Consider the following 20,374-nt stretch of genomic DNA (forward strand, 5'->3'; position numbering starts at 1 on the left):
GTCTGCAATGAAAAACTCTGTTTTTAGTCAAAAAATCTATTCTTTCTTACTTGCTGCTTATCGATGGTACTTACAGACTCCTGAACGTTCTTTAAATGAAGCTTACAATGCAGCATTAAAAATTCAGGAAATAGAAAATAAGCATTTCAATGGTAATAAAATAGACATTGACTCGGCCATGTACAGTAACAGTGTGATGGATTATTTTGAGTCTGACCTCAACAAGCTATTAAAAATTGCCAGGATGCGGTTGACGGAGTTTAGAGGAAGCCGTTGGTTTCTAAATGAAGAGAATCAAAAAGCTGCCGAGAAAGCAGGTATAGAGTACCTAAGTCCTTCTTTAGTTTTAGAAAAGCTAAACTATATCGACAAAGTTATATCTAAATACACAACAAGTTCCGCTCAAACAACTTCCCAAGCTTTAGTAGTACAACCTCCAAATCTCCCAGTTAACTCTGTGGCATCTGACGACAAATCCCTGCTCGTCAACACTCCAACATTACCACCCAAAATACCAAATCGAGACTTACATAATAAACCAAAAGCCAAGAGTAAAACCGATACAACGGGTATTTTACCTCGCTCTATTTTAAGTACTATCAGTCGTCTGCAAGTTGAATTAGACCCTAATTCGGAACAAGAAGTAATTCAGAATTTTCGTCAAACTCAAAAAAGAACAATAATCTCTCTCAGGTTTATTTTACTATTAATTATCATACCACTTTTAACACATCAGATAGCAAAAGCTTTTGTAGTCGGCCCAATTATTGAGAAGTTTAGAAGCACTCAGGAAATGGAGATATTTCTCAATTCCGAAATGGAAGAAGAAGCTCTTGTAGAATTACAAAGATTTGAAGAAAAGCTCAAGTTTGAAAATTTCATTATCAAAGCTCCTCCACTGTTACCTGAGCAGATGGAGATTGAAATGAAAAAGAAGGCGAAAGAACTGGCTGAAGAATTTCGTCACGAAAGCTCTGGTGCTATCAAAAATGTTTTTGCTGATATGTTCTCGGTGGTTGCTTTTATCTGGCTTTTGCTAATTAGTAAGTCTTCTATTGCTGTACTCAAAGATTTCTTTGATAATATTGTCTATGGACTGAGCGATAGTGCGAAGGCATTTATCATTATTTTGTTTACTGATATCTTTGTAGGATTCCACTCTCCTCATGGCTGGGAAGTACTGCTAGAAGGAGTGTCACGCCATTGGGGATTACCAGCAAATAGAGATTTTATCTTCTTATTTATTGCTACATTCCCGGTGATTTTAGATACTATCTTTAAGTATTGGATCTTCCGATATTTGAACCGGATATCGCCTTCTGCTGTTGCGACTTACCGTAATATGAATGAATAAGGGATTGGAGATTAGAAAATTTTTTGGTTTTTAATTTTGGAATTTGAGCGAGGTAGGAGAATCTTAAACATTTTGAATTTTAATGAAAAAGACACTTACTGGGTTAAGAAAGTTTAACAAAATTATTGCCATCAGTTTACCTGTAGTTTTATCGATTTTACTGGTGCGGATAGAATCTTTCACCCATCAGGAACTCATTTCGCCAGAATGTCAGGTAAAAAAGTGGGATCTACCAGTGTCCTTGACTGCTGAAAATCAAGATGCATTTCCGCAAAAACAAAAATTACCCTTAATTCAGAGACTACCAATTACTTGTTGTCAAAATGATACCTCTTGTTTAGATGAAGTAATTTATGGCAAAATACCAGAGAAAAAGGTACTGATCGGTGCGATCGCTCGCAGTCTCCAATATCTGCAAACGGCTAATGCTGCGTCTGCTTATCAAAACTATCCGGTGGCTGGGATTACGCGCTCGCGCGTCATCAAAAGCTTGCAAAGATTCCACGAACTTCTATTAAAAACCAATTCTGCAACAGAATTACATCAAGCCATTGAGCGGGAATTTGTTCTTTACCAGTCAGTCGGTAAAGATAACAAAGGTTCCGTTTTATTCACCGCCTATTATGAGCCACTTTACGCAGCTAGTCGCGTCCCCACAACAGAATATCGCTATCCTGTTTATCGATTACCTCCTGATTTCAACTCCTGGACTAAGCCTCATCCAACACGCGAGGAGTTAGAAGGAGCAGATGGTTTACAAAGCGCAAAAGGAAAATTGCGAGGATTAGAGTTGTTTTGGTTTCGCTCTCGCCTCGAACCATATTTAGCTCAAATTGAAGGTTCGGCGAGACTTCAGCTTCCCGACGCGACTCAAACAACAATCGGCTATGCGGGTCATACTGCTTATAATTACAAAAGCATTGGGCGAGAATTAGCGAATGATGGCAAATTACCACTAGAAGGTATGACTCTGCCAATTATTCTCAACTATTTCCAAAAACATCCCCAAGAATTAAATATTTATATACCGCGCGATCGCAGCTTTGTTTTTTTTCAAGAAAATCATGGTGAGCCAGCCCAAGGTTCGATCAACGTACCATTAACAGCAGAGCGTTCTATTGCTACAGATAAATCTCTGATGCCTCCTGGTGCTTTAGCATTGATTCGCGCTTCCATTCCCTTCGTTAATCCTACCGGAAAAATGCAAGAGCGCATTATCACCCGCTATGTTCTTGACCAAGATACCGGAGGTGCAATTAAAGGTGCAGGTAGAGTGGATTATTTTTTAGGTACTGGGAAAATAGCAGGCGATCGCGCTGGTGTTACAGTCAGCAATGGACAATTATTTTATCTCTTACTCAAATGAAATCGGCGGTTAGAAACCGCGTCTACACAGTCAAAACCCGAAATTTTTAAGGACGAGAGTTTGTGTAGTCGCGAATTCTATTGCCCTGGCTTTAAAATGAAGTTAGTCTGCTAGGCTTCCAAATCCATTTCACCATCATCATCATCATGATCGTAAGGGATATCGTCAAGGTCTATCATTTCGGAAATTTCTTCTACTTCAGTTAGATACTCAGATTCTTGATGTTCGCGTTCGATTAAGCGACCAGTTGACTTCAGCCATTCCAAGAGAATAAACTCATTACTTGTACGAATTACAGGCGCTCGCTGGTTACGAGGTTCTTCACGCAGAGGGCTTATAGGCATAAAAAAAACTCACTTTGAATTTACAGGTTAGCGTACAAAAACGTTAAAATTGTACATTAAGGTTAAAAGTCTTGTATGACAAGTCTTTTCTCACAGACAAAATATGACCCATTGAAGTTTTGTCTCAAGTCCATTTAGCTACTTACCATTAAAATATCCAGATGTCAGTTTTAATAATAAATATTTCAGCGGATGCAATATATATTACAAAGAATTTGGTACCTTGACGAGAGTTTCATACATATCAGAGGGTAATGCAGACAGTCTATTCGCTACAGCGACTGCATCAGCTAAGTTACTAAATTGACACCGGACTATTTCTTGTCCATTTCCTGAAGGGAATCGTTTCCTAGCTTTATTAGAGACAGCACAAATAATCGCTAAAGCTTTGGCGAACCCGTCTTTTGTCAATATTCTTTCTTGAGCAAACCCTTCGACAGGGATAAGACAAACCTCAAATCGATAGCCAGGTCTGGGAGAAACAGCTATGTCGATATATGGTTTATCTTCTTTTCTGATTCGGCGTAAATATTTGGCTGTTAAATTAGTATCGTGCAAATCAGTTCCAAGGGCGTAAGTAAAAAAGCAATCTTCTGTGAGGGAATCAGGACGAGTAATTATATCCGTGGGCATAAGTTCCAGTACTATCAGTATGTTGTCTGCGTGTGTGACACACTAGACTTGTCCGTTCTTCTTAGCACATTTTTTTGAAAGTTAGATGTATCAGTGTCAAGCGAGACATTACAATACATTTCGACTAACTAAAATTTCAATTTTTGAAATACTTATGACATCAAACACCTTCAGAATCAAAGGGTGTAGAGATTTAGATTCGGAGAGGGGTCTATATAGTCAGTTATATAACCGAAAATATTTCTCAACATAATAAAATCATAACATAGTTGACGCCAAATTCTGCGATCGCTCTACCTGACAGCATTGGTGAATGCCTAAAAGCGATCGCGATCGCAAACTATCTAAATATTTATACCCATCAACTTATAAACTTCAACGGTACTCAATTTCCTATCTCTAGTTGAATGAGATAAACTTCTAAAACGCTTGACTATTAATACTAAGAATGCCTGAAATTTGCTAAATCAGAGCATTATTAGCACTTATTGAGATAAAATCATCGCCTTAATAAATCCCCAAGATTATAAATATAATCCTGGGGTATAACTTTCATATCTTTGTCAAGATATGTAAAAATTTAAAGGATACAAGGGAGGATAATACCAAAAACAGTATTCACCCAATTATGGTTTGACGTAAGTATTCACAACATTTTGAGACAGAGTTTTAATGGCAGCGGGAAGAGGAGCATATCCCCGATTTTTAGCGATAGTGTCCCCGGCTGTTCCGAAAGCCCAACCGATCAATCCTTTAATACCAGCTGCTACTTTAGCGTCTGCGTATTTATTATAAAATAGCACGTAAGTTGCGGTAACAATGGGATAAGCATTTGCAGCTGTTGGATCGGTAACTACGAGTTTAATTCGTTGAGCATTTGCATCTTGGTCACTCGCACCGACAAAAGCATTTGAAATTGTAGTTGGTGAAATGGCATTGTAAGTACCTGCCTTGTTCTGCAAGAGAGCAGCTTTCAGATTCTTAGCTAACTGCGTAGCACTATCCACATAACCAATTGCACCAGGAGTGGTAGCGATCGTGGTGGCTACACCTCCACCTCCTGTAGCACCTTTGGAACCAACTGGCCAAATAACTGTATCGGCTGGTATTGTTGAGGGTACAGAGCCAACAATACTTTTTTTACCAGCTCCTCTGTTCCATGTAGGAAATGCCGCCTTGAGATGACTGCTTAAAGCAAAAGTAGTACCGCTATCGTCGCTACGATACACTAGAACGATGGGCTTATTTGCTATTGTTGCGCCGCCGTTATCTGCTTTGATTTTGGCATCATTCCAATTTATGATGTTGCCTTGAAGAATACCAAGGTAAGTAGCTCGTGAAAGCTTAATTCCACCAACTGGCACGTTTAGACCAGTGGGGTTATAAGCTAAGGCGATTCCAACGGTGGTTGCAGGTACTTGGACGTATGCATTTGCGGGCGTGCCAGCGTTATTGGGACTGCCACTAACTTTTTCTGTTCCTACTACGGGGTCGTCACTAGCTGCAAAAGAGACAGGGCGATTGATAGTAGGACTACCATCTGGTACGGTTTGAGTGAAAAAAGCTGTTAAGCCCTTACCACTACCAACCGAAGCATATCTGAATGTGACAGCCGCATTTACTGGGCCGGGAGGATTGAGGCTTGAAGGATTTCCAACACCGTAAGTGTTAAACCATGAGCCTTTCGGATCAAAAGGAGAGGTAGTTCCTGTACCTATAAACAAAGTAGTTATACTGCTTGCACCTGCACCATTTATGGAAGTTACTCCAGTTTGTGGAGGAGTGGTAGAGGTCTGAGCTAGAGATTTATGAGTAGCAGATTGACCTACTACTAAACCAGTTGCTATGGCAAGTACAGAAATTGAACTTGCTAAATAGGTTAATTGACGATTAGGATAAAAAGTCATGTCAAGCTCCTTCAAATTAATTTCCGGTTCAACGCCTATAAAATCAAAATCAAGTATCAAATTGACGATTACAAACAACCCTATGTCTGCATAAATAATTAGCATCCTAAAGGTTATTAATAAATTACAAATTGGCACAAAAATCTGAAAAAAATAGAGCAAAATCAAGGCAAGCTTTTCAAGGATTAGAGGGCATTAAGCTATTGCATATCCACTCTAATACATGATTGTTTGCTAGTTAAAAACTCTATATTCATAAAGTAAGTTTGTCTAAATATTCAGTGGCTTTACTATAAGAGAGCAGTTATTAGGTAATATCCTTCAATTACCATTATTAGTCTCTTATTTACTTTTAAAAAGCCATGTTTAATTTTACCCACTTACTTATTGAGGATGGCAATTTTATCTGAGTTATGGAGATCAATTTCTTTAATGTAGATATGCAGTAGTTTATTACAAACTCCCGCTAAGTGCGAAGTAAAGAAATTTATGAACCCACGATTTTTTTTATAACTGCTACAGGTAATAGCTGTTAAATTTGCCAACGAAATAAATAGTAGAATGTGAAGGTAAAGCTTAAGTCATGATTACATTATGAAATGATTAAAAAGCTTAAATATATTTTGGCAATTTAGAGGTGTTTTAAAAGTGGTTTTTATAGCATTTTGTATTACTTTCTTCAGAGAAAAATAAAAACCTTTCACTTAATATGTGATTTTGCTTATTAAGATTTTTTAGAGGTTTTAATCAGTATTTAATAGAGTTTACTAATTGATTGACAAAAAAACCACTATATGAAAGTTTTTGAGTCGAGTCTTGTGACTATATTCTGTCAAAATCGTGGATTTTTCACTGTTTTTTGTGTTTTTCACGACATCCAAAACATAAATAATGGTTTATGCTACCGAACGAAATCATTAATCGTGCCATTCACGTTATTGACTCAGTGCTAGTACGGTTTTTGTGGTGTATGTAAAACAGGCTTTCTGAGTCCTTTTCAAATAGGGCTATACCAACATTTAAGGCATTTTCTCGTTAATGCCTGATCTGACAAATTATACCAATTTTAGATAAAAATGCGCTCAATACGTAGATTGAGTCGTAGCAATATCTCGTAGATTACGGGATAAAACTCAACATATACAAGATGTTGGGGCTTTGGGTTTCGTCCTTTTAGCGCCAATTGCTTCTCCCTTCACCCAAAGGCAGAGGTTAGGCGTAGCTTGCTTAAACGCAGAAAAGCTGGGAAACCCTTCGACAGCAGTGGCTTCCTAACCTACTTTGTAGCAATCATTTTTCAAATTGGTATTAGTCATGAGTAGCATCCATCACAAAATCCGTCACAACTACCTACTATTCCGTCTCCACTAAACTAAACAAACCTTTTTTGAGGTATTCAATGAACAAGATTAATCTGTACAAACAACACCAGACCAAAAATAGGGTATTGATTTTTACTTCTTTGACTGTTTTGGCTTCTTCATTAGTACTACCCTTCCAACAAGCCTTTGCTGCAACATTGACTACTGTTGTAAATTTCAACGGCACTAACGGAGCTACACCAAGAGCTGGTGTACTTAAAGGCAACGGTACTGATGGCAATCTTTATGGAACTACTTCTGCTGGTGGCACTTCTGGCAAAGGAACTGCATTCAAGTTAACTCCTACTGCTTTCACTACTCTGACTACACTGATAAACTTCACCGGAACCTCTGGAATCAACAAGGGGACTAATCCAGTTGCTAGATTATTCCAAGCAGCCGATGGCAATTTATATGGGGCAACCTTTACAGGTGGTACAAGTGACCTCGGCAGTGTGTTTAAGTTGGCGAAAACAGCTTTTACAACCCTGACAACTCTTACAAATTTCACAGGCACTAATGGGGCTAACCCAGCAGGCCGACTGATTACAGGTACTGATGGCAATTTGTGGGGGACAAGCTCTACAGGTGGGGCCAATAATAAAGGAACTATATTCAAGGTTTCGCCCACCACCGGAGCACTCACCACCATTAGAAGCTTCAGCGGTACTGATGGAGCAACTCCATTAGCAAGATTGCAACTGGCTACCGATGGAAACTACTACGGCAGCGCCTCTGGCGGTGGAGCAAGTGCTAAAGGAGTTGTATTCAAGTTAACTCCCGCAGGAATATTGAGTTCATATAGCTTTAGTGGCACCAATGGGGCCAATCCACAGTCTGGATTAATTGAATTTGATGGATTTCTCTATGGCACTACTAAACTGGGTGGAGTCAACAATAAAGGAGCTATATTCAAGGTTCAGGTAGGTGGCGGTACACCCGTTTTAATTGCCAGTTTTAATGGCACCAATGGGGCCAACCCAACGGCTGCCCTCATCAAAGCAAGCAATGGTAATTTCTATGGCACAGCTTCTGCTGGTGGGGCAAGTAACAAAGGAGTTATCTATCAGCTGACTGGGGCAACCATCACCGGCTTAATTAGTTTTAATGGTACTAATGGGGCAACGCCAGAGTCCACACTAATTCAGATTTCAAATGGTTCCTTTTACGGTACTGCCTCTTTTGGTGGTAGTTCTAATCTAGGAACTGTGTTTAAGTTTGTAATCTAGTTCCAAATCTAATCGGCGTGTAGAAAATGGTAAAACGTACATTTGAACGTCTACCATTTTTCTACAATCGATGTAAACTTTTCAAGACAGATATTTGAATTTTGGTGACTCAATACTCTTTCATATCATGTTCGCTCCGAAGAACCCTAAAGAGCCAAAATTAGCCTTAGTCTGCACTAAGAGCAAGCCTACGGTCTACATATAAGTCTGAAATATTTATAGCAGTTCGCTCAGATACCTGTGAGGTAGAGAAAGTCAAGGCTTTGAAGTTGGTTGATAGAGGCTATCTGTATGAGAAGATTGAGAAAATTCTCAAAGTCCAGAGGAATCTAGCAGTTTAATCTCGATATTTGCAATCCAGCTTCTCAAATCAGAGAAATTTAGTTTTAGATAAATCTTAATATCATGTTAACTTAACTTCAGAATACTGATGTAGAATATAGAACTTTACTACAGGTTGATAATTTGATTAATAATGAAATGATGTTAAAGTATGTTGAATTGTAGTAGTTGTAAAATTTGATACAAACAAGGGCAAATTATAGTACACCATAGGAAAATTAGCAAATGTTTAGACAAAGTTCTCACGAGAGAAACTTTTTCAAAGCTTTAACTGTTAGTGCGGCGAAAGAATCTCACAAGTTAAGACTGGCATTTAAATCCTGTCTGACTATTCTGCTTGAATCTGTACCTTTTTTGATTGCTTGTGCTGTATTGGTTAGCGTTATCAGTCTCAAAAGTCCGATCTTGCTCTTTTGTTTACTTGTTGGTAGTTTAATTGCAGTCATCACCCAGCAAATTGGTCAGCAAGTGAATTTACCAAAGCGATCGCTAATATTATTACAAATTTTAGCAGCAGCGATCGTTCTGAGTTTATATTGGTTAGACTGGTTTGCAGCCCCCGCACAAGCACAGTTTTTTGGGGAAGCTGAAAAGTTTTTCAAAAAAACCTTAACAACAAACAACGCTGGTGCTAGCGACACACCAGTAAGCCTGATATTTAATGTGTTACGGGCAATTTACTTACTTTATATTGCAATCTCCCTAGTTGGTGTGATTAATGCAGTGCGTAAAGATGAAGATTGGCAAAGCATCGCCAGAACTCCCCTATTAGTGGTTGTTGCTGTTACCATTGCTGATGTACTCACACGGTTTGTAATCGGCGATAGCAGTAGATAATTAAAATATTTCAAATGTCTCAAGAGCGGGAACAAGAATTTCGTCCAGTCAATCAGGTTCTGGGAAGCCAACCTTCATTAGGACCAATTCCTGCCGATCAAATTCTTCCTTGGACGGTAATAGCCTTAGCCTCCTATTTTATTATCAATGGGATTTTTGGAGGTCTTTTTGAAGAAGAGTTTCAAAAATGGTTGTGGACAGTACTAATGACTGGTTGGGGAATAGGAACTTGGTGGATTTTAACTGGTGGTAGGAGTTGGAGTTTTTTAAGCAAATTTATTGGCGTTCCCGCTTGGACAAGAGGCTTTGCTCGTTATCAAAGCTTATTGGAAGTAAACCATGAAGCAAAAAATCGGAAAACAAAGCGTCGGCATCGCCGGAAATGAAGGTAGATTAACACCATTTGAAGATGCCTTGCACTTGGCGACAATGCTGCGTGTTGCAATGAATGGACGTGATATTGGCGCTTACCTGTTGACAAAAGGTACTCAAAAAGATCGGTTCTGCTTTGTTTTTGGTTTTGATTGTAAAGGAATTCATACTACCTTAAGACCTGAACAAATTGATACACTTTTTAATAACATTGAAGCCGGATTAAAAGACATTCCTAGTGGTGAAAGGATGACGCTACACTTGGGTTCTTTTAGTTCGGATAAAGAGCGCCAAAAAGAGTTAGCTACATTAATCAAAAATGCACCATCGCGAGACATAAAATATTTGTTGATGGCGGAAAGAGCCAGAATTAAAGAACTGACTATTTCTGGGATTCGTAAACCTAAATTTTTGCGGATTTATGTAACTTACACCATTGAATCTAACTCGCAACACGCAGATGATTGGATAGAAAAGCTTTTAGTCAAAGCTGAATCCTGGTGGTTGAAATTTAAAGGCGATCTTTTAGAAGTAGAAAATCAACGTATCGAAACCCTGATTACAAATGCTTACAACCAGGGTTTTCTCCGCTGGGAGCAAATCTTATCTAACAAGATGGGATTGGATGTCAAACCTTTGACTGCTGATGAACTTTGGGGGGAAATCTGGAAAAGGTTTAATGATACGCAGCCAATAGCTATTCCCCAGTTAATGACTTTAGATGAAGAAGGATTACACGAACAAGTTAATTCAGATTTAGCTAGTACTAAATTACTTCTAGACAATATCCACGGCACAACTTTGCTGATGGAATCTAGTGTACCTTGTGCCGATCGCCGCTGGGTTAATGTTAATAATCGTTATATTGGCGCACTGTCATTTCTGGAAAAACCCGGTGGTTGGGTTAATAAATCGTCTCAACTGCGCTATTTATGGGAACTGTTGGCCAGAGAAACAGTAGTAGATACAGAAATTTTTTGTGAGTTGACTGCTGCCAATCCAGCATTGGTAAAAACTACTCTGCAACGAGTGCTGAAGCAGTCAAACATGACAACCATCATGGCTCAAGAAAAAAGTAAAACTATTGATGTCAACGCTCAATTAAAGTTGAAGAAGTCGGTAGCAGCGCAAGAGCAGTTATTTGAAGGTGCAGTCCCGATTTATACGAGTGTCGCTATTTTAGTACATCGTCCAACTTTAGAAAAATTAGATGAGGCGACAAGATATATTGAAAACTGTTTTCAACGTCCAGCCAGAGTAATTAGGGAAACTGAATATGCCTGGAAAATTTGGCTGCAAACTCTACCAATAGTTTGGGAGGGTTTATTAGCAACACCCTTCAACCGTCGCCAGCTATACTTAACAAGTGAAGTTCCGGGATTAATGCCTCTAGTTTTAACCAAAAAAGGTGACAAACAAGGCTTTGAGTTGATTGCTGAAGAAGGCGGAACACCCATACATTTAGATTTATTTAATCAGCACAAAAATTTAGCTTTGTTTGCGACAACTCGTGCTGGTAAATCGGTGTTGGTGTCAGGGATTTTAACCCAGGCTTTAGCGCATGGGATTCCAGTTGTGGCATTAGATTTCCCGAAACCTGATGGGACATCTACTTTCACTGACTACACAGAGTTTATGGAGAGGAATGGAGCCTATTTTGATATTTCCAAACAATCGAATAACTTATTTGAACAGCCAGATTTACGATCGCTAGAAGCAGAACAGCAGCGCGATCGCTTTAACGATTATACCGCCTTCCTGGAATCAGCGTTAATGACAATGGTTTTAGGATCGTCCACTGAAAGTCAAATTTTATCGCAAACCGTGCGATCGCTGCTCAACCTCGCTTTAGAAGCCTTTTTTAGAGATGAGGGCATCAAAGAACGATATCGACAGGCGATGGCGGGGGGATTTGGCACTCTTGCTTGGCAAAAAACCCCCACTTTAAAAGATTTTCTCTTTTTCTGCTCGCCAGAACACTTGCAGCTAAGTACTTTAACTGGAAGAGTCGAAGACGCCCTCAGTCAAATTCAGTTACGCTTACGCTTTTGGCTTTCTAGCCGCGTCGGACAAGCCATTTCTGCACCATCCAGCTTTCCTACCGATGCACAACTTTTAGTTTTTGCTCTCAGAAACTTATCAGATAGTGAAGATGCAGCCGTACTCTCCTTGAGTGCTTATTCAGCCGCACTCCGACGCGCATTAGGTAGTCCAGCTTCCATATTCTTTATCGACGAAGCACCAATTTTGTTTGAGTTCGAGCAAATTTCTGACTTAGTTGGTAGAATTTGTGCCAACGGTGCTAAAGCCGGTATCAGAGTCATCCTATCAGGACAAGATCCTGACACCATTGCTAAATCTAAAGCTGCATCGAAAATATTGCAAAACCTGACAACACGGTTGATTGGACGCATTCAGCCAGTTGCAGTGGATAGTTTTGCAGACATCTTGAAATATCCCCGCCAAGTTATTTCTCGTAATGCCTCAGAAAGCTTTTTTCCCCGCAAAGAAGGTGTTTATAGCCAATGGCTACTAGATGATAACGGTATTTATACATTCTGCCGTTACTACCCAGGTTACGAACAATTGGCAGCAGTTGCTAATAACCCTTATGAACAAACTGCACGTAGCCAAATGATGCAACTTCACAGTGATAAATATGAAGCAATTTCTGCCTTTGCACGTCAATTAGTGGCGAATCTGCGTAGTAGTTAATCGAGTTATGTAAGTCGTTAATAGTGAATCAAACAAGTTTGGATTTTAGATTTCCGATAGCGTAATGTTAGCTAGTTCCCAACGTATTTTAGATTTACTGCACCCATTACTGCGTTGCAGCTTAGAGATTTTAGATTTTAGAATAGCGTCGGGGGTTGAACCGAAAAACTAATTCTATTATCCAAAATCCAAAATCTAAATTAGCATGGTTCAAAAGCTAAATTTTTATCTCACTATAATAATGTAGTCTACCTTTTTTAGGCACAGATGCGAAAAACTACCATTTTTACTTTCATCTTGCTATCCCTTGCAATACTACCAGCAATTGCACAAATTCAGACGGGCGGATTAGGTCAGGTTTGGACTGACTTCCAATCATATTCTAAAGATATGCAAGATTACTTTCAATATAATTTGAAGGATACCTTAAACCCTTTAGAACAAGGTCAGGGTCGAATTGCTATTAATAATGCTAACGGAGATTTGAAAATACCTAACCCCGTCGCTGCGGGGCAAAAAATTCGTGATGATTCAATTAACTACTCTTATAATTCAGATTCTAAATCAAGTCGTTTTGAAAATAATTCAGCAGTGCGGGGAAATTTAGTTAGCAATGAACTTAATCGTATAATTACCCGTGGGGTAGCGGTAGGTATTCTTGGTAAAAATGGACAAATTCGGACAAAAACGAAGTTAGAAAATACAGAGAAAAGTCTAGAAGATATTGAGACATTAGCCCAGGCAACAGAGACTAGCAATGATGCATTTATCCAACAAATTAAAAGCGGTATTAATGTAGCTGGAAAAACCGATCCAACAGTAAGTGCTATTTCTGGGTTGGCGGAATTGCTAGGTGTTAGTCAAGTGCAAATGATGAAAATTCAACAGGAACAAATAAAAATTGTAGCTGAAACATTTGGTCAAACATTACAAACAAATCAGGCTTTGCAATATTCCAATTTAAATTTAGCAAATATTTCTCAGCAAGCGGAAGAAGCTAATCGCGCTCGCAGAGTAGAAACATCTACAGAAGCTGCGCGACTTTTACGAGCAACTTCTCAACTAGATTTGTTTGGCAGAAACGTTAATAATAAGGATTTGAAGCTAAAAAAACTTTAACTTTCCAAAAAACTTTTAAAATCCTTAAACTGATGACAAGCCAACAAAAAATCTAAAAAAAGTTTGGTAGAGGGCGTTACCTTCCTAACGTATCCTACTAAATCGAAGAAAACAGCCGATAAACTTAAAATGCAACTTGCTATTAAACTAATTTTTGCCCAAGTAGGCATCGATCAGATTCTTGATACTGGTGCTGCAACTTCCCAAAGTATTGCCGAAGGTTGGGACAAACAATGGCTGGATTTATTACAAAATAACACTAGTAATAATTTGTATGGAGCGCTGACAAATCTGGGTATTTTTTTTGCTGTAGGAACCTTGTTATTTTTTATGATACAATTCCTCAAAGACTTAATATCCTACGAATACAGCCGTCCTATATCAGCTTTAATTTGGCCTTTTATTGTGGTAGTACTTTTAAGTAATTCAGGCAATGGAAGTATACTTTCTAATCTGACACTGGGAGTGCGGAATTTTTTAAACACTGTGAATCAGCAAGTAGTGGTATCAGCAGATGCGGATAAAATATATCAGCAAGCACTGAATATGAGTGTTGCTGAAGAAATAGCTGGTTCTTTACTACGTCCTTGTCAATCTCTTACTGGCGAACAACAAAGTCAATGTTTTGTGAAAGCTGCTGAAAAAGTTAACGTTCTCTGGCAGAAATATAGAAATACTTATGGAAATAAAAGCTGGATAAATAGACTACAAACAAAAGTAGATAATATTAGATATGGCACTGGCATTGTATCAGAAACCTCTTTTAATTCTCTGTTAGGTTCTACAGTCCAAACGAGCATCAAAAACTTTTTAGTTTCCTTACAATATGCCTTCCAGAATTTGATAGAGGCTACTATGTTGTTAATAGCAGCTTTAGGGCCAATAGCAGTAGGTGGATCTTTGCTACCTGTAGCTGGTAAACCGATTTTTGCATGGCTGACTGGATTTTTATCTATTGGAATCGCCAAAATTTCATTCAATATTATCGCTGTGCTAACTGCCGCAGTGATTGTCAATGGCCCAGGTCAAAATGCTAATGTCGATCCAGATTTAATGTGGTTCATAATTTTTCTGGGAATTTTAGCACCAATTTTATCTTTACTTGTAGCTGCTGCTGGTGGTTTTGCAGTTTTCAGCGCTATCAGCAGTACGGCTTCTTTAGTAAAGGAGAGGATATAGAAAATTAAAAATTAAAAATTAAACATTAATAAACTAGTTACAACACCTGTAACTAGTAAGTATGTGCAAAACATCATATATAATAGCTGAAGTTTTTGCAGGAAGAGGTGAGGAAATGGTGCGTTTACTAGAAAAAAGACAAAGAACGGGAAGTGTTTTGACATTTTTTGCGATCGCAACCTTCAGTTTACATATATTAGTTTTATTTTTATTCTTATTACAAGGGCTAAATATTCGCCAACTCAGTTTGAGAAAACCTCCCAACTTTGTACAATTAATCAATGGCAAACCGGTAGCTAATATTGATGATTTAGCAAGAGAACCAGAAGCAATTCGCCAATTTATTAGCAAAACGATGATATCAATGTTTAGCTGGTCTGGAACCTTACCACCACAGACTATTGAAGAAGTCGCAAGCCCCAAATCAGATTTAGGAATACTTATTAACACACCTCAAGGTGGTAGCCAAAAAATTAGTACCAGCAGTTGGGTAGCTAGTTTTGCCTTATCAGAAGACTTTCGTAAAGGTTTCTTAAGCACAGTTGCAGAAATGACACCGCCAGAAGTTTTCTCGGAAAATCCCAACCAAGCGATGACTTCACAACTAGTAATTAAGAGAGTTTATCCGCCAAAACAAATTGCACCAGGGAAGTGGCAAGTGGGTATGGTAGCCGACTTAATTCAAAAAAATCGAGTTGGTGGTGCAAGACTTATAACTCCTTTTAATAAAGATTTCCTGGTACGTGCAGCAGATTATTTCGCTAATCCCCAAGCCAGCAATAGCACCGACCTGCAAAAAGCAATTTATAGTGTCCGCGCAGATAGACTAGAAATTTATGAAATTCGTAACTTATGTTTGCTAAATGACTACAACCCGAACGAAGATAAATCAAAACCATGCGGAACTGGACAAACATCTGATAGTTTTATCAGATAATCGCTTTTTTATGTTAAAGATAGTTCAATTTATACGATCAATTATTAATGCAATTACTCAAACCAGAAAATAAGAAAAATAGTCCCTTACCCCTTTTGGCAGTAGGAACGTTTGGTTTACACCTATTTACCTTGCTGTTACTAATATTTCACGGGTCTATGTTACAACAGTTAGGTCGACAACTCACACCTCAAAGTTTAGTGCAACTTGTTGATGGTCATTCTATAACGGTAGACCCCCAACCCAATTTAGAGCGGCAACCAGAGACTATTCGGCGCTTTGTGGGTGAAACTATGAGTTTAATGCTTACTTGGTCACAACAACAGCCACCAACCCAAGTCTGGGAAATTACCTCCCAACTGGTAGCTGATGATTTTAAAGAAAAACTTAAATCAGAAATTACTAATTTAAATCCAGATAGCCAATTTGAAAATGTTAATAGAGGAGCCGAGAATGTCTTAGTAATCCAAAAAGTTTCTCAACCGAAAGCAATAAGTAATGGAAAATGGAAAGTAGAGATACTTGCCAATCAATTAATTTTTAACAGTTATGATAAATTAGGTAAATCAGTTTCCTTTAATAAACAAATTTTAGTTAGAGCAATAGATCAACCTGTAACTTCACTACCAAATGCAGCACTACCGTCGCAGTTTGCAGCTTACCGCCTTGGAGAAGCCAGATTAGAAATTTATAATATATGTGAAATTAAAGATAATAATTGTTCTGGAAATCCAAACAAGGCTCTACCATGACCCGATACTCAATTCCTGCCCAAACGCCTCCCCAAAATGGATTTACTCTAACTACCGACGATCGCCAACCAGAAGTAGAATCTGTAGATTGGGAATCGCGGATGTCAAGGTTGGTCGGCTTTGAAGAAGAATCTTCTTCTAGTGACACCGAAGGATCGGAAGACTCTGCAACGCCGCCAGAGCCTCTTTCTCAACCACAAGAAGTTCAGACTAAGCAAGCACTCTCATCTAATCCCTTTGCCAAGTTAGGCTTGGTAGGGGCTGCTACCTTAGCGATCGTTTTGGTGGGTGGTGTGTTTTTGTCCCAATTGATGAGTAGCAGCAATCAAAAGCCAAAAAATATTGTTTCTCCACCAGTGCAAGAACAGCCTACTGATGAATCCATATCTCAACAGATGGAAGCCCAAGTAGATACTCTCAAAACGAAATTAGCTCTGACTGAACAAGCACAGATGGTGAAAGCTGCCCAACAACAGCTGAGAATTGCCAAATCAACGCCGACAGTAGCCTTACAACAACCGTCAGTTAGACAGAAAGTGATTCCAACACCCCCACCAACAGCTTACGTGCCTCGGACAGTGACAGTTGAGCGCATCATTAGAGTACCTGCTTCTCAACCTTCGCTATCACCCCAGCCACCAGTTGTGAACCCCACTCAACCAGTAGTTAATGTAACTCCACCAACTCCACCAAGCCCATTTGAAGAGTGGGCAAGGTTAGCAAAATTGGGTAGCTATGGTCAAGTTAATGCTAGCAATCAACCTACTAGTAATATAGCTACTTTGGAACCTGCAACCAATGCGCCGCCGCAGCAAGAGGCGACAAATCCCAATCCCGAACAAACCCCACAACAGGACAATCCTGCGGTCAGTCAAGCCCAACCACAGGGACAGAAATCTGTAGCAGTTGGGAGTAGTGCCAAAGCTGTGTTGGCGACAGCAATATTTGGAGAAACTAGTAATAAGTCAGGTGGTGGTGGTGGAGATGCAGATGAAGCGAAAAACGTATTTGTGATCCGATTGAAAGAAGCACTAAAATCTACCGATGGTGCGATCGCTCTACCTGCAAACACCGAATTCCTAGCTGAAATTGGTTCGCTTTCTGAACAAGGTCTTTTGCAGATGAACGTAGTCAAAGTTATCTCGCAAAATAATGGCAACCCCACAGAACGAAGCTTACCCAGCAATTCAATTATTCTTCGCGGTACCCAAGGTAAGCCTTTAATCGCAAATAAATTTCCTGGTCAAAGTTCGTCTATAGCCTCGATGGATGCAGGACTATTCGTTTTGGGAGGTATTGCTAAAGCAGCAGAGTTAGTAAATCGCCCTGATACCAAAGTTGTGCCTTTCTATAGCACTGGCGGCCTCGACTCTAACGGCAATCCTATCGACAACGGCACCAACGACACCAACGGCACCAACGGCACCAACGGCACTAGATACCCCCTTGGTTATACTACTATCACTGAGAACAAACGCAACCTTTTAGCTGGGGTTGCAGAAGGTGGTATGAACTCTGTAGTACCCCAAATTGCCCAACGTAATCAACAGGCGATCGCCCAAATGTCTCAACAAGGTGGTGTTTGGTTTTTGCCAGCAGGCACAAATATTGAAATATATGTTAATCAAGCAACTCAGTTTTAAGGGGTAATATTTATACCAATTTTAGATATTTGCAACCATGAAAAAGAATATCAAATTGTCAGGAAATAATCTAAAACGTTCTTATTTCCTACCTATAGCTTCCTTAATTTTCTCGGTTGCTATGTTCTGGTTGGTAGGTCGCGCCGTAGCTAATAACGCCGTTCTGCGTTCCATCTTTTCCTGTCAAGCACAAGGTTTAGGGGGACTAGTACCGACGGTTGATATCTGGTATCAACAAGGAACAAACTTAAGTTTTATTCCGGCTGGAGAAATAATTAAAAAAGTTTGGTTAAATGACCCATCACAGGTAACTATGGATTTTGATGGGCCAGTATGTATGCAGTTTGGTCAAGAAGCTAATAGTAGTTCAGGAGATTGTAAAAACTCCTCAGCAAATGTAATTCAACTCAGACGAATTCAAAAACTGGACATTCCTGGACTTCCTCCCACTAGCAATACACTTTTAACAGTTGTTACCGAAGCGCAAGGTAAAAACAAGTTGTATACTTTTCGAGTGATATATAAAACAGATAATCCTGAATATCACACCTTAGCAATTTTTCCCGATCCTTCTGGTCAGGAAGGAGCTTGTGCGAAAGTTTTACAATAAAGTTCTAGCAAAATTACCCAATAACCACAGAAGTTTCCCCTCGACAAAAAGCGTTGATGCCTACGTATGTCTGCATTGTGGCCGATCGCAAGCCTTGCTATAATTCTCTCACTATAAAAAACGGTTAGGGAGGATTTAAGTCTTTGGGTAGTTTTCTTTCATTACATAGCACGGTTAAGATAAGCTGTGGGCTAGTCCTCTAGTTCAATCAATTGATAAAACGCTATAACTCAACTGATTTAACTGACTCAGGCATTTTTACGCCTATATCTTTATAAATCTTCAGATAAAAACTAACCACAATTTCTAAATCCGTGTAAATATAAAGAAAAGCTTAAGAGGTTACAGACTCATGGTGACAGCGAAAATGATGCAACAGCTTTGGGCTGTAATCGAGTCTACCCAGGTCAACACTCTGCTCCAGTTTGACGATGCTGCTTTAGTGCAATTGCTTCTCCAGCAGTTAAAAGCGAAGCAGGGGCTTGATGCCCAGGCAGATAGCACCCTTAATACTTATATAAAATCTAAACTGCCCCTAATTCGCGATACGGCTGAAGGCCGATTATCTTGAGAGCAAAGCGGCAATCATTAGTCCGAAAAATAAAATTATTGCTCGCTGCCAAGCATACGCTCAGAGTTTAAACAGTGGAATATTATGAATAACTGGCTAGTAATTGCCCTAGTAGCTTATCTAATTGGAGCAGCGATTGAAGGGGTGAGTACAGCCAGTCAGCTATCTCATTCAATGCCAGAATTAGCTAAAAACACACAAGCTTATCCTTCAGAGTCTAACACTGGGTCTAGTTCAAGTTGGCGAGTTGTGGCCGCCATCGCCTCAGTCAGTATTTGTGGAGCTTTTTTGTGGCCTTGCCGTCTTTTCCACCGTTTAATTAAAGGCAATGTTCGTTCGTAAGCCTAAAACATTAATACTCGAAGAAGCTCTCCTCTTCTGAGAGAAGAGTTTTGAGTTTGGCTCCCGATTACCTATTCATGCAGTTTGTTCGGGTTCTGTCGCTACAGGTTGCCCAATTTTCGGCTCCGTTCCCGCAAACAGTCGTTCAATATTAGTGCGATGGCGCAAAATCACATACAATCCACCGGCAATCCCAAACAGAATATAGGGTAAGGGTTGATGCAAAATTACCATGAAAATGGGAACTGCGATCGCACCTGCAATTGAACTCAAAGAGACAATCCGCGATATCGCCACAACGGCGGCAAATACACCCGCTGTTGCTAAACCTACCTGCCAACTCATTGCCAACAAAATCCCCAAACTGATAGCAACGGATTTACCACCAGTAAAACCTAAAAAAATTGATTTACTATGTCCCAGGATGGCAGCTAACCCAGATATTGTTACCAGCCACGGTTGCCACAGTTGTGCATCTACCGTTGTAGGGATATAATTTTTAATTGGTTCAAAGTTGAATAACCAATAAACTAGAGCGATCGCTAATACTCCCTTTAAGGAATCAAGTACTAAAACCAATGCTCCTGGCCCTTTGCCCAAGGTTCTTAGTACATTAGTTGCGCCAGTGGAACCGGAACCAACTGCCCTAATATCAATACCTTTTAACTGTTTCACAGCAATGTAGCCAGTGGGAAAAGAACCTAGCAGGTAGGCTATGACCACAATTGCTCCGCACAGAGTTAACCAAATAGCCATAATAA

General features: G+C 39.5%; 19 protein-coding genes. 15 read left to right on the forward strand and 4 right to left on the reverse strand.

From position 1 onward, the window contains the following. Positions 1 to 7: 7 nt before the first annotated feature. Both V7K44_RS17475 and mltA read left to right on the forward strand, forming a co-directional pair. The gene (locus V7K44_RS17475; RefSeq protein ID WP_334933198.1) at positions 8 to 1,354 is read left to right on the forward strand and encodes a proton extrusion protein PcxA; all 1,347 of its coding nucleotides are present in this window, start codon (positions 8 to 10) and stop codon (positions 1,352 to 1,354) included. A gap of 82 nt (positions 1,355 to 1,436) precedes the next feature. Further along, on the forward strand, positions 1,437 to 2,720 hold the full coding sequence (mltA, locus tag V7K44_RS17480) for a murein transglycosylase A (RefSeq protein ID WP_334933199.1): 1,284 nt from the start codon (positions 1,437 to 1,439) through the stop codon (positions 2,718 to 2,720). 110 nt (positions 2,721 to 2,830) lie between these two features. On the opposite strand, the gene V7K44_RS17485 is transcribed toward mltA, so the two are convergent. Together V7K44_RS17485 and V7K44_RS17490 are read right to left on the reverse strand one after the other, a co-directional pair. After that, a complete protein-coding gene (locus V7K44_RS17485) occupies positions 2,831 to 3,064 on the reverse strand; it encodes a DUF3134 domain-containing protein (RefSeq protein WP_292745509.1) in 234 nt (77 codons plus the stop codon). A gap of 204 nt (positions 3,065 to 3,268) precedes the next feature. Next, positions 3,269 to 3,697, reverse strand: a complete 429-nt coding sequence (locus V7K44_RS17490) for a hypothetical protein (protein ID WP_334933200.1) — start codon at positions 3,695 to 3,697, stop codon at positions 3,269 to 3,271. A 269-nt stretch (positions 3,698 to 3,966) separates the two neighbouring features. Between V7K44_RS17490 and V7K44_RS17495 the strand changes: the two genes are divergently transcribed. Further along, complete coding sequence (locus V7K44_RS17495) at positions 3,967 to 4,104, forward strand: hypothetical protein (RefSeq protein WP_334933201.1); 138 nt, start codon at positions 3,967 to 3,969, stop codon at positions 4,102 to 4,104. A 219-nt stretch (positions 4,105 to 4,323) separates the two neighbouring features. On the opposite strand, the gene V7K44_RS17500 is transcribed toward V7K44_RS17495, so the two are convergent. Further along, positions 4,324 to 5,604 (reverse strand): substrate-binding domain-containing protein, encoded by a 1,281-nt coding sequence (locus tag V7K44_RS17500; RefSeq protein WP_334933202.1) that lies wholly within the window; start codon positions 5,602 to 5,604, stop codon positions 4,324 to 4,326. 1,399 nt (positions 5,605 to 7,003) lie between these two features. Here V7K44_RS17500 and V7K44_RS17505 point away from each other — a divergent pair. From V7K44_RS17505 to V7K44_RS17560, 12 genes are all read left to right on the forward strand, one after another. Then, complete coding sequence (locus V7K44_RS17505) at positions 7,004 to 8,194, forward strand: choice-of-anchor tandem repeat GloVer-containing protein (RefSeq protein WP_334933203.1); 1,191 nt, start codon at positions 7,004 to 7,006, stop codon at positions 8,192 to 8,194. Positions 8,195 to 8,761: 567 nt separating this feature from the next. Beyond that, positions 8,762 to 9,373, forward strand: a complete 612-nt coding sequence (locus V7K44_RS17510; protein ID WP_334933204.1) for a hypothetical protein — start codon at positions 8,762 to 8,764, stop codon at positions 9,371 to 9,373. A gap of 14 nt (positions 9,374 to 9,387) precedes the next feature. Next, positions 9,388 to 9,759 carry a hypothetical protein gene (locus V7K44_RS17515; protein WP_099101832.1) on the forward strand — a complete coding sequence of 124 codons (372 nt, stop codon included), beginning with the start codon at positions 9,388 to 9,390 and terminating at the stop codon, positions 9,757 to 9,759. After that, complete coding sequence (locus tag V7K44_RS17520) at positions 9,713 to 12,460, forward strand: hypothetical protein (protein ID WP_334933205.1); 2,748 nt, start codon at positions 9,713 to 9,715, stop codon at positions 12,458 to 12,460. Before V7K44_RS17515 ends, V7K44_RS17520 begins: the two co-directional genes overlap by 47 nt. 267 nt (positions 12,461 to 12,727) lie before the next feature. Continuing rightward, entirely contained in the window at positions 12,728 to 13,579 is an 852-nt protein-coding gene (locus V7K44_RS17525) for a hypothetical protein (protein WP_334933206.1), read from the forward strand. Positions 13,580 to 13,708: 129 nt separating this feature from the next. Beyond that, complete coding sequence (locus tag V7K44_RS17530) at positions 13,709 to 14,758, forward strand: hypothetical protein (protein ID WP_334933207.1); 1,050 nt, start codon at positions 13,709 to 13,711, stop codon at positions 14,756 to 14,758. A gap of 115 nt (positions 14,759 to 14,873) precedes the next feature. After that, on the forward strand, positions 14,874 to 15,695 hold the full coding sequence (locus tag V7K44_RS17535; RefSeq protein ID WP_334933208.1) for a hypothetical protein: 822 nt from the start codon (positions 14,874 to 14,876) through the stop codon (positions 15,693 to 15,695). A 47-nt stretch (positions 15,696 to 15,742) separates the two neighbouring features. Continuing rightward, complete coding sequence (locus V7K44_RS17540) at positions 15,743 to 16,447, forward strand: hypothetical protein (RefSeq protein WP_334933209.1); 705 nt, start codon at positions 15,743 to 15,745, stop codon at positions 16,445 to 16,447. Next, a complete protein-coding gene (locus tag V7K44_RS17545) occupies positions 16,444 to 18,090 on the forward strand; it encodes a hypothetical protein (protein WP_334933210.1) in 1,647 nt (548 codons plus the stop codon). The genes V7K44_RS17540 and V7K44_RS17545 overlap by 4 nt, the downstream gene beginning before the upstream one ends. A gap of 37 nt (positions 18,091 to 18,127) precedes the next feature. Next, positions 18,128 to 18,700 carry a hypothetical protein gene (locus V7K44_RS17550; protein ID WP_334933211.1) on the forward strand — a complete coding sequence of 191 codons (573 nt, stop codon included), beginning with the start codon at positions 18,128 to 18,130 and terminating at the stop codon, positions 18,698 to 18,700. Positions 18,701 to 19,052: 352 nt separating this feature from the next. Then, positions 19,053 to 19,271 (forward strand): hypothetical protein, encoded by a 219-nt coding sequence (locus V7K44_RS17555; protein WP_334933212.1) that lies wholly within the window; start codon positions 19,053 to 19,055, stop codon positions 19,269 to 19,271. A gap of 84 nt (positions 19,272 to 19,355) precedes the next feature. Continuing rightward, complete coding sequence (locus V7K44_RS17560; protein WP_334933213.1) at positions 19,356 to 19,613, forward strand: hypothetical protein; 258 nt, start codon at positions 19,356 to 19,358, stop codon at positions 19,611 to 19,613. A gap of 75 nt (positions 19,614 to 19,688) precedes the next feature. On the opposite strand, the gene plsY is transcribed toward V7K44_RS17560, so the two are convergent. Continuing rightward, positions 19,689 to 20,369: a glycerol-3-phosphate 1-O-acyltransferase PlsY gene (plsY, locus tag V7K44_RS17565; RefSeq protein ID WP_334933214.1), complete on the reverse strand. Its 681-nt coding sequence runs from the start codon at positions 20,367 to 20,369 to the stop codon at positions 19,689 to 19,691. Positions 20,370 to 20,374 lie beyond the last annotated feature (5 nt).

This window comes from Nostoc sp., from assembly GCF_036917235.1.
GTDB lineage: Bacteria > Cyanobacteriota > Cyanobacteriia > Cyanobacteriales > Nostocaceae > Nostoc.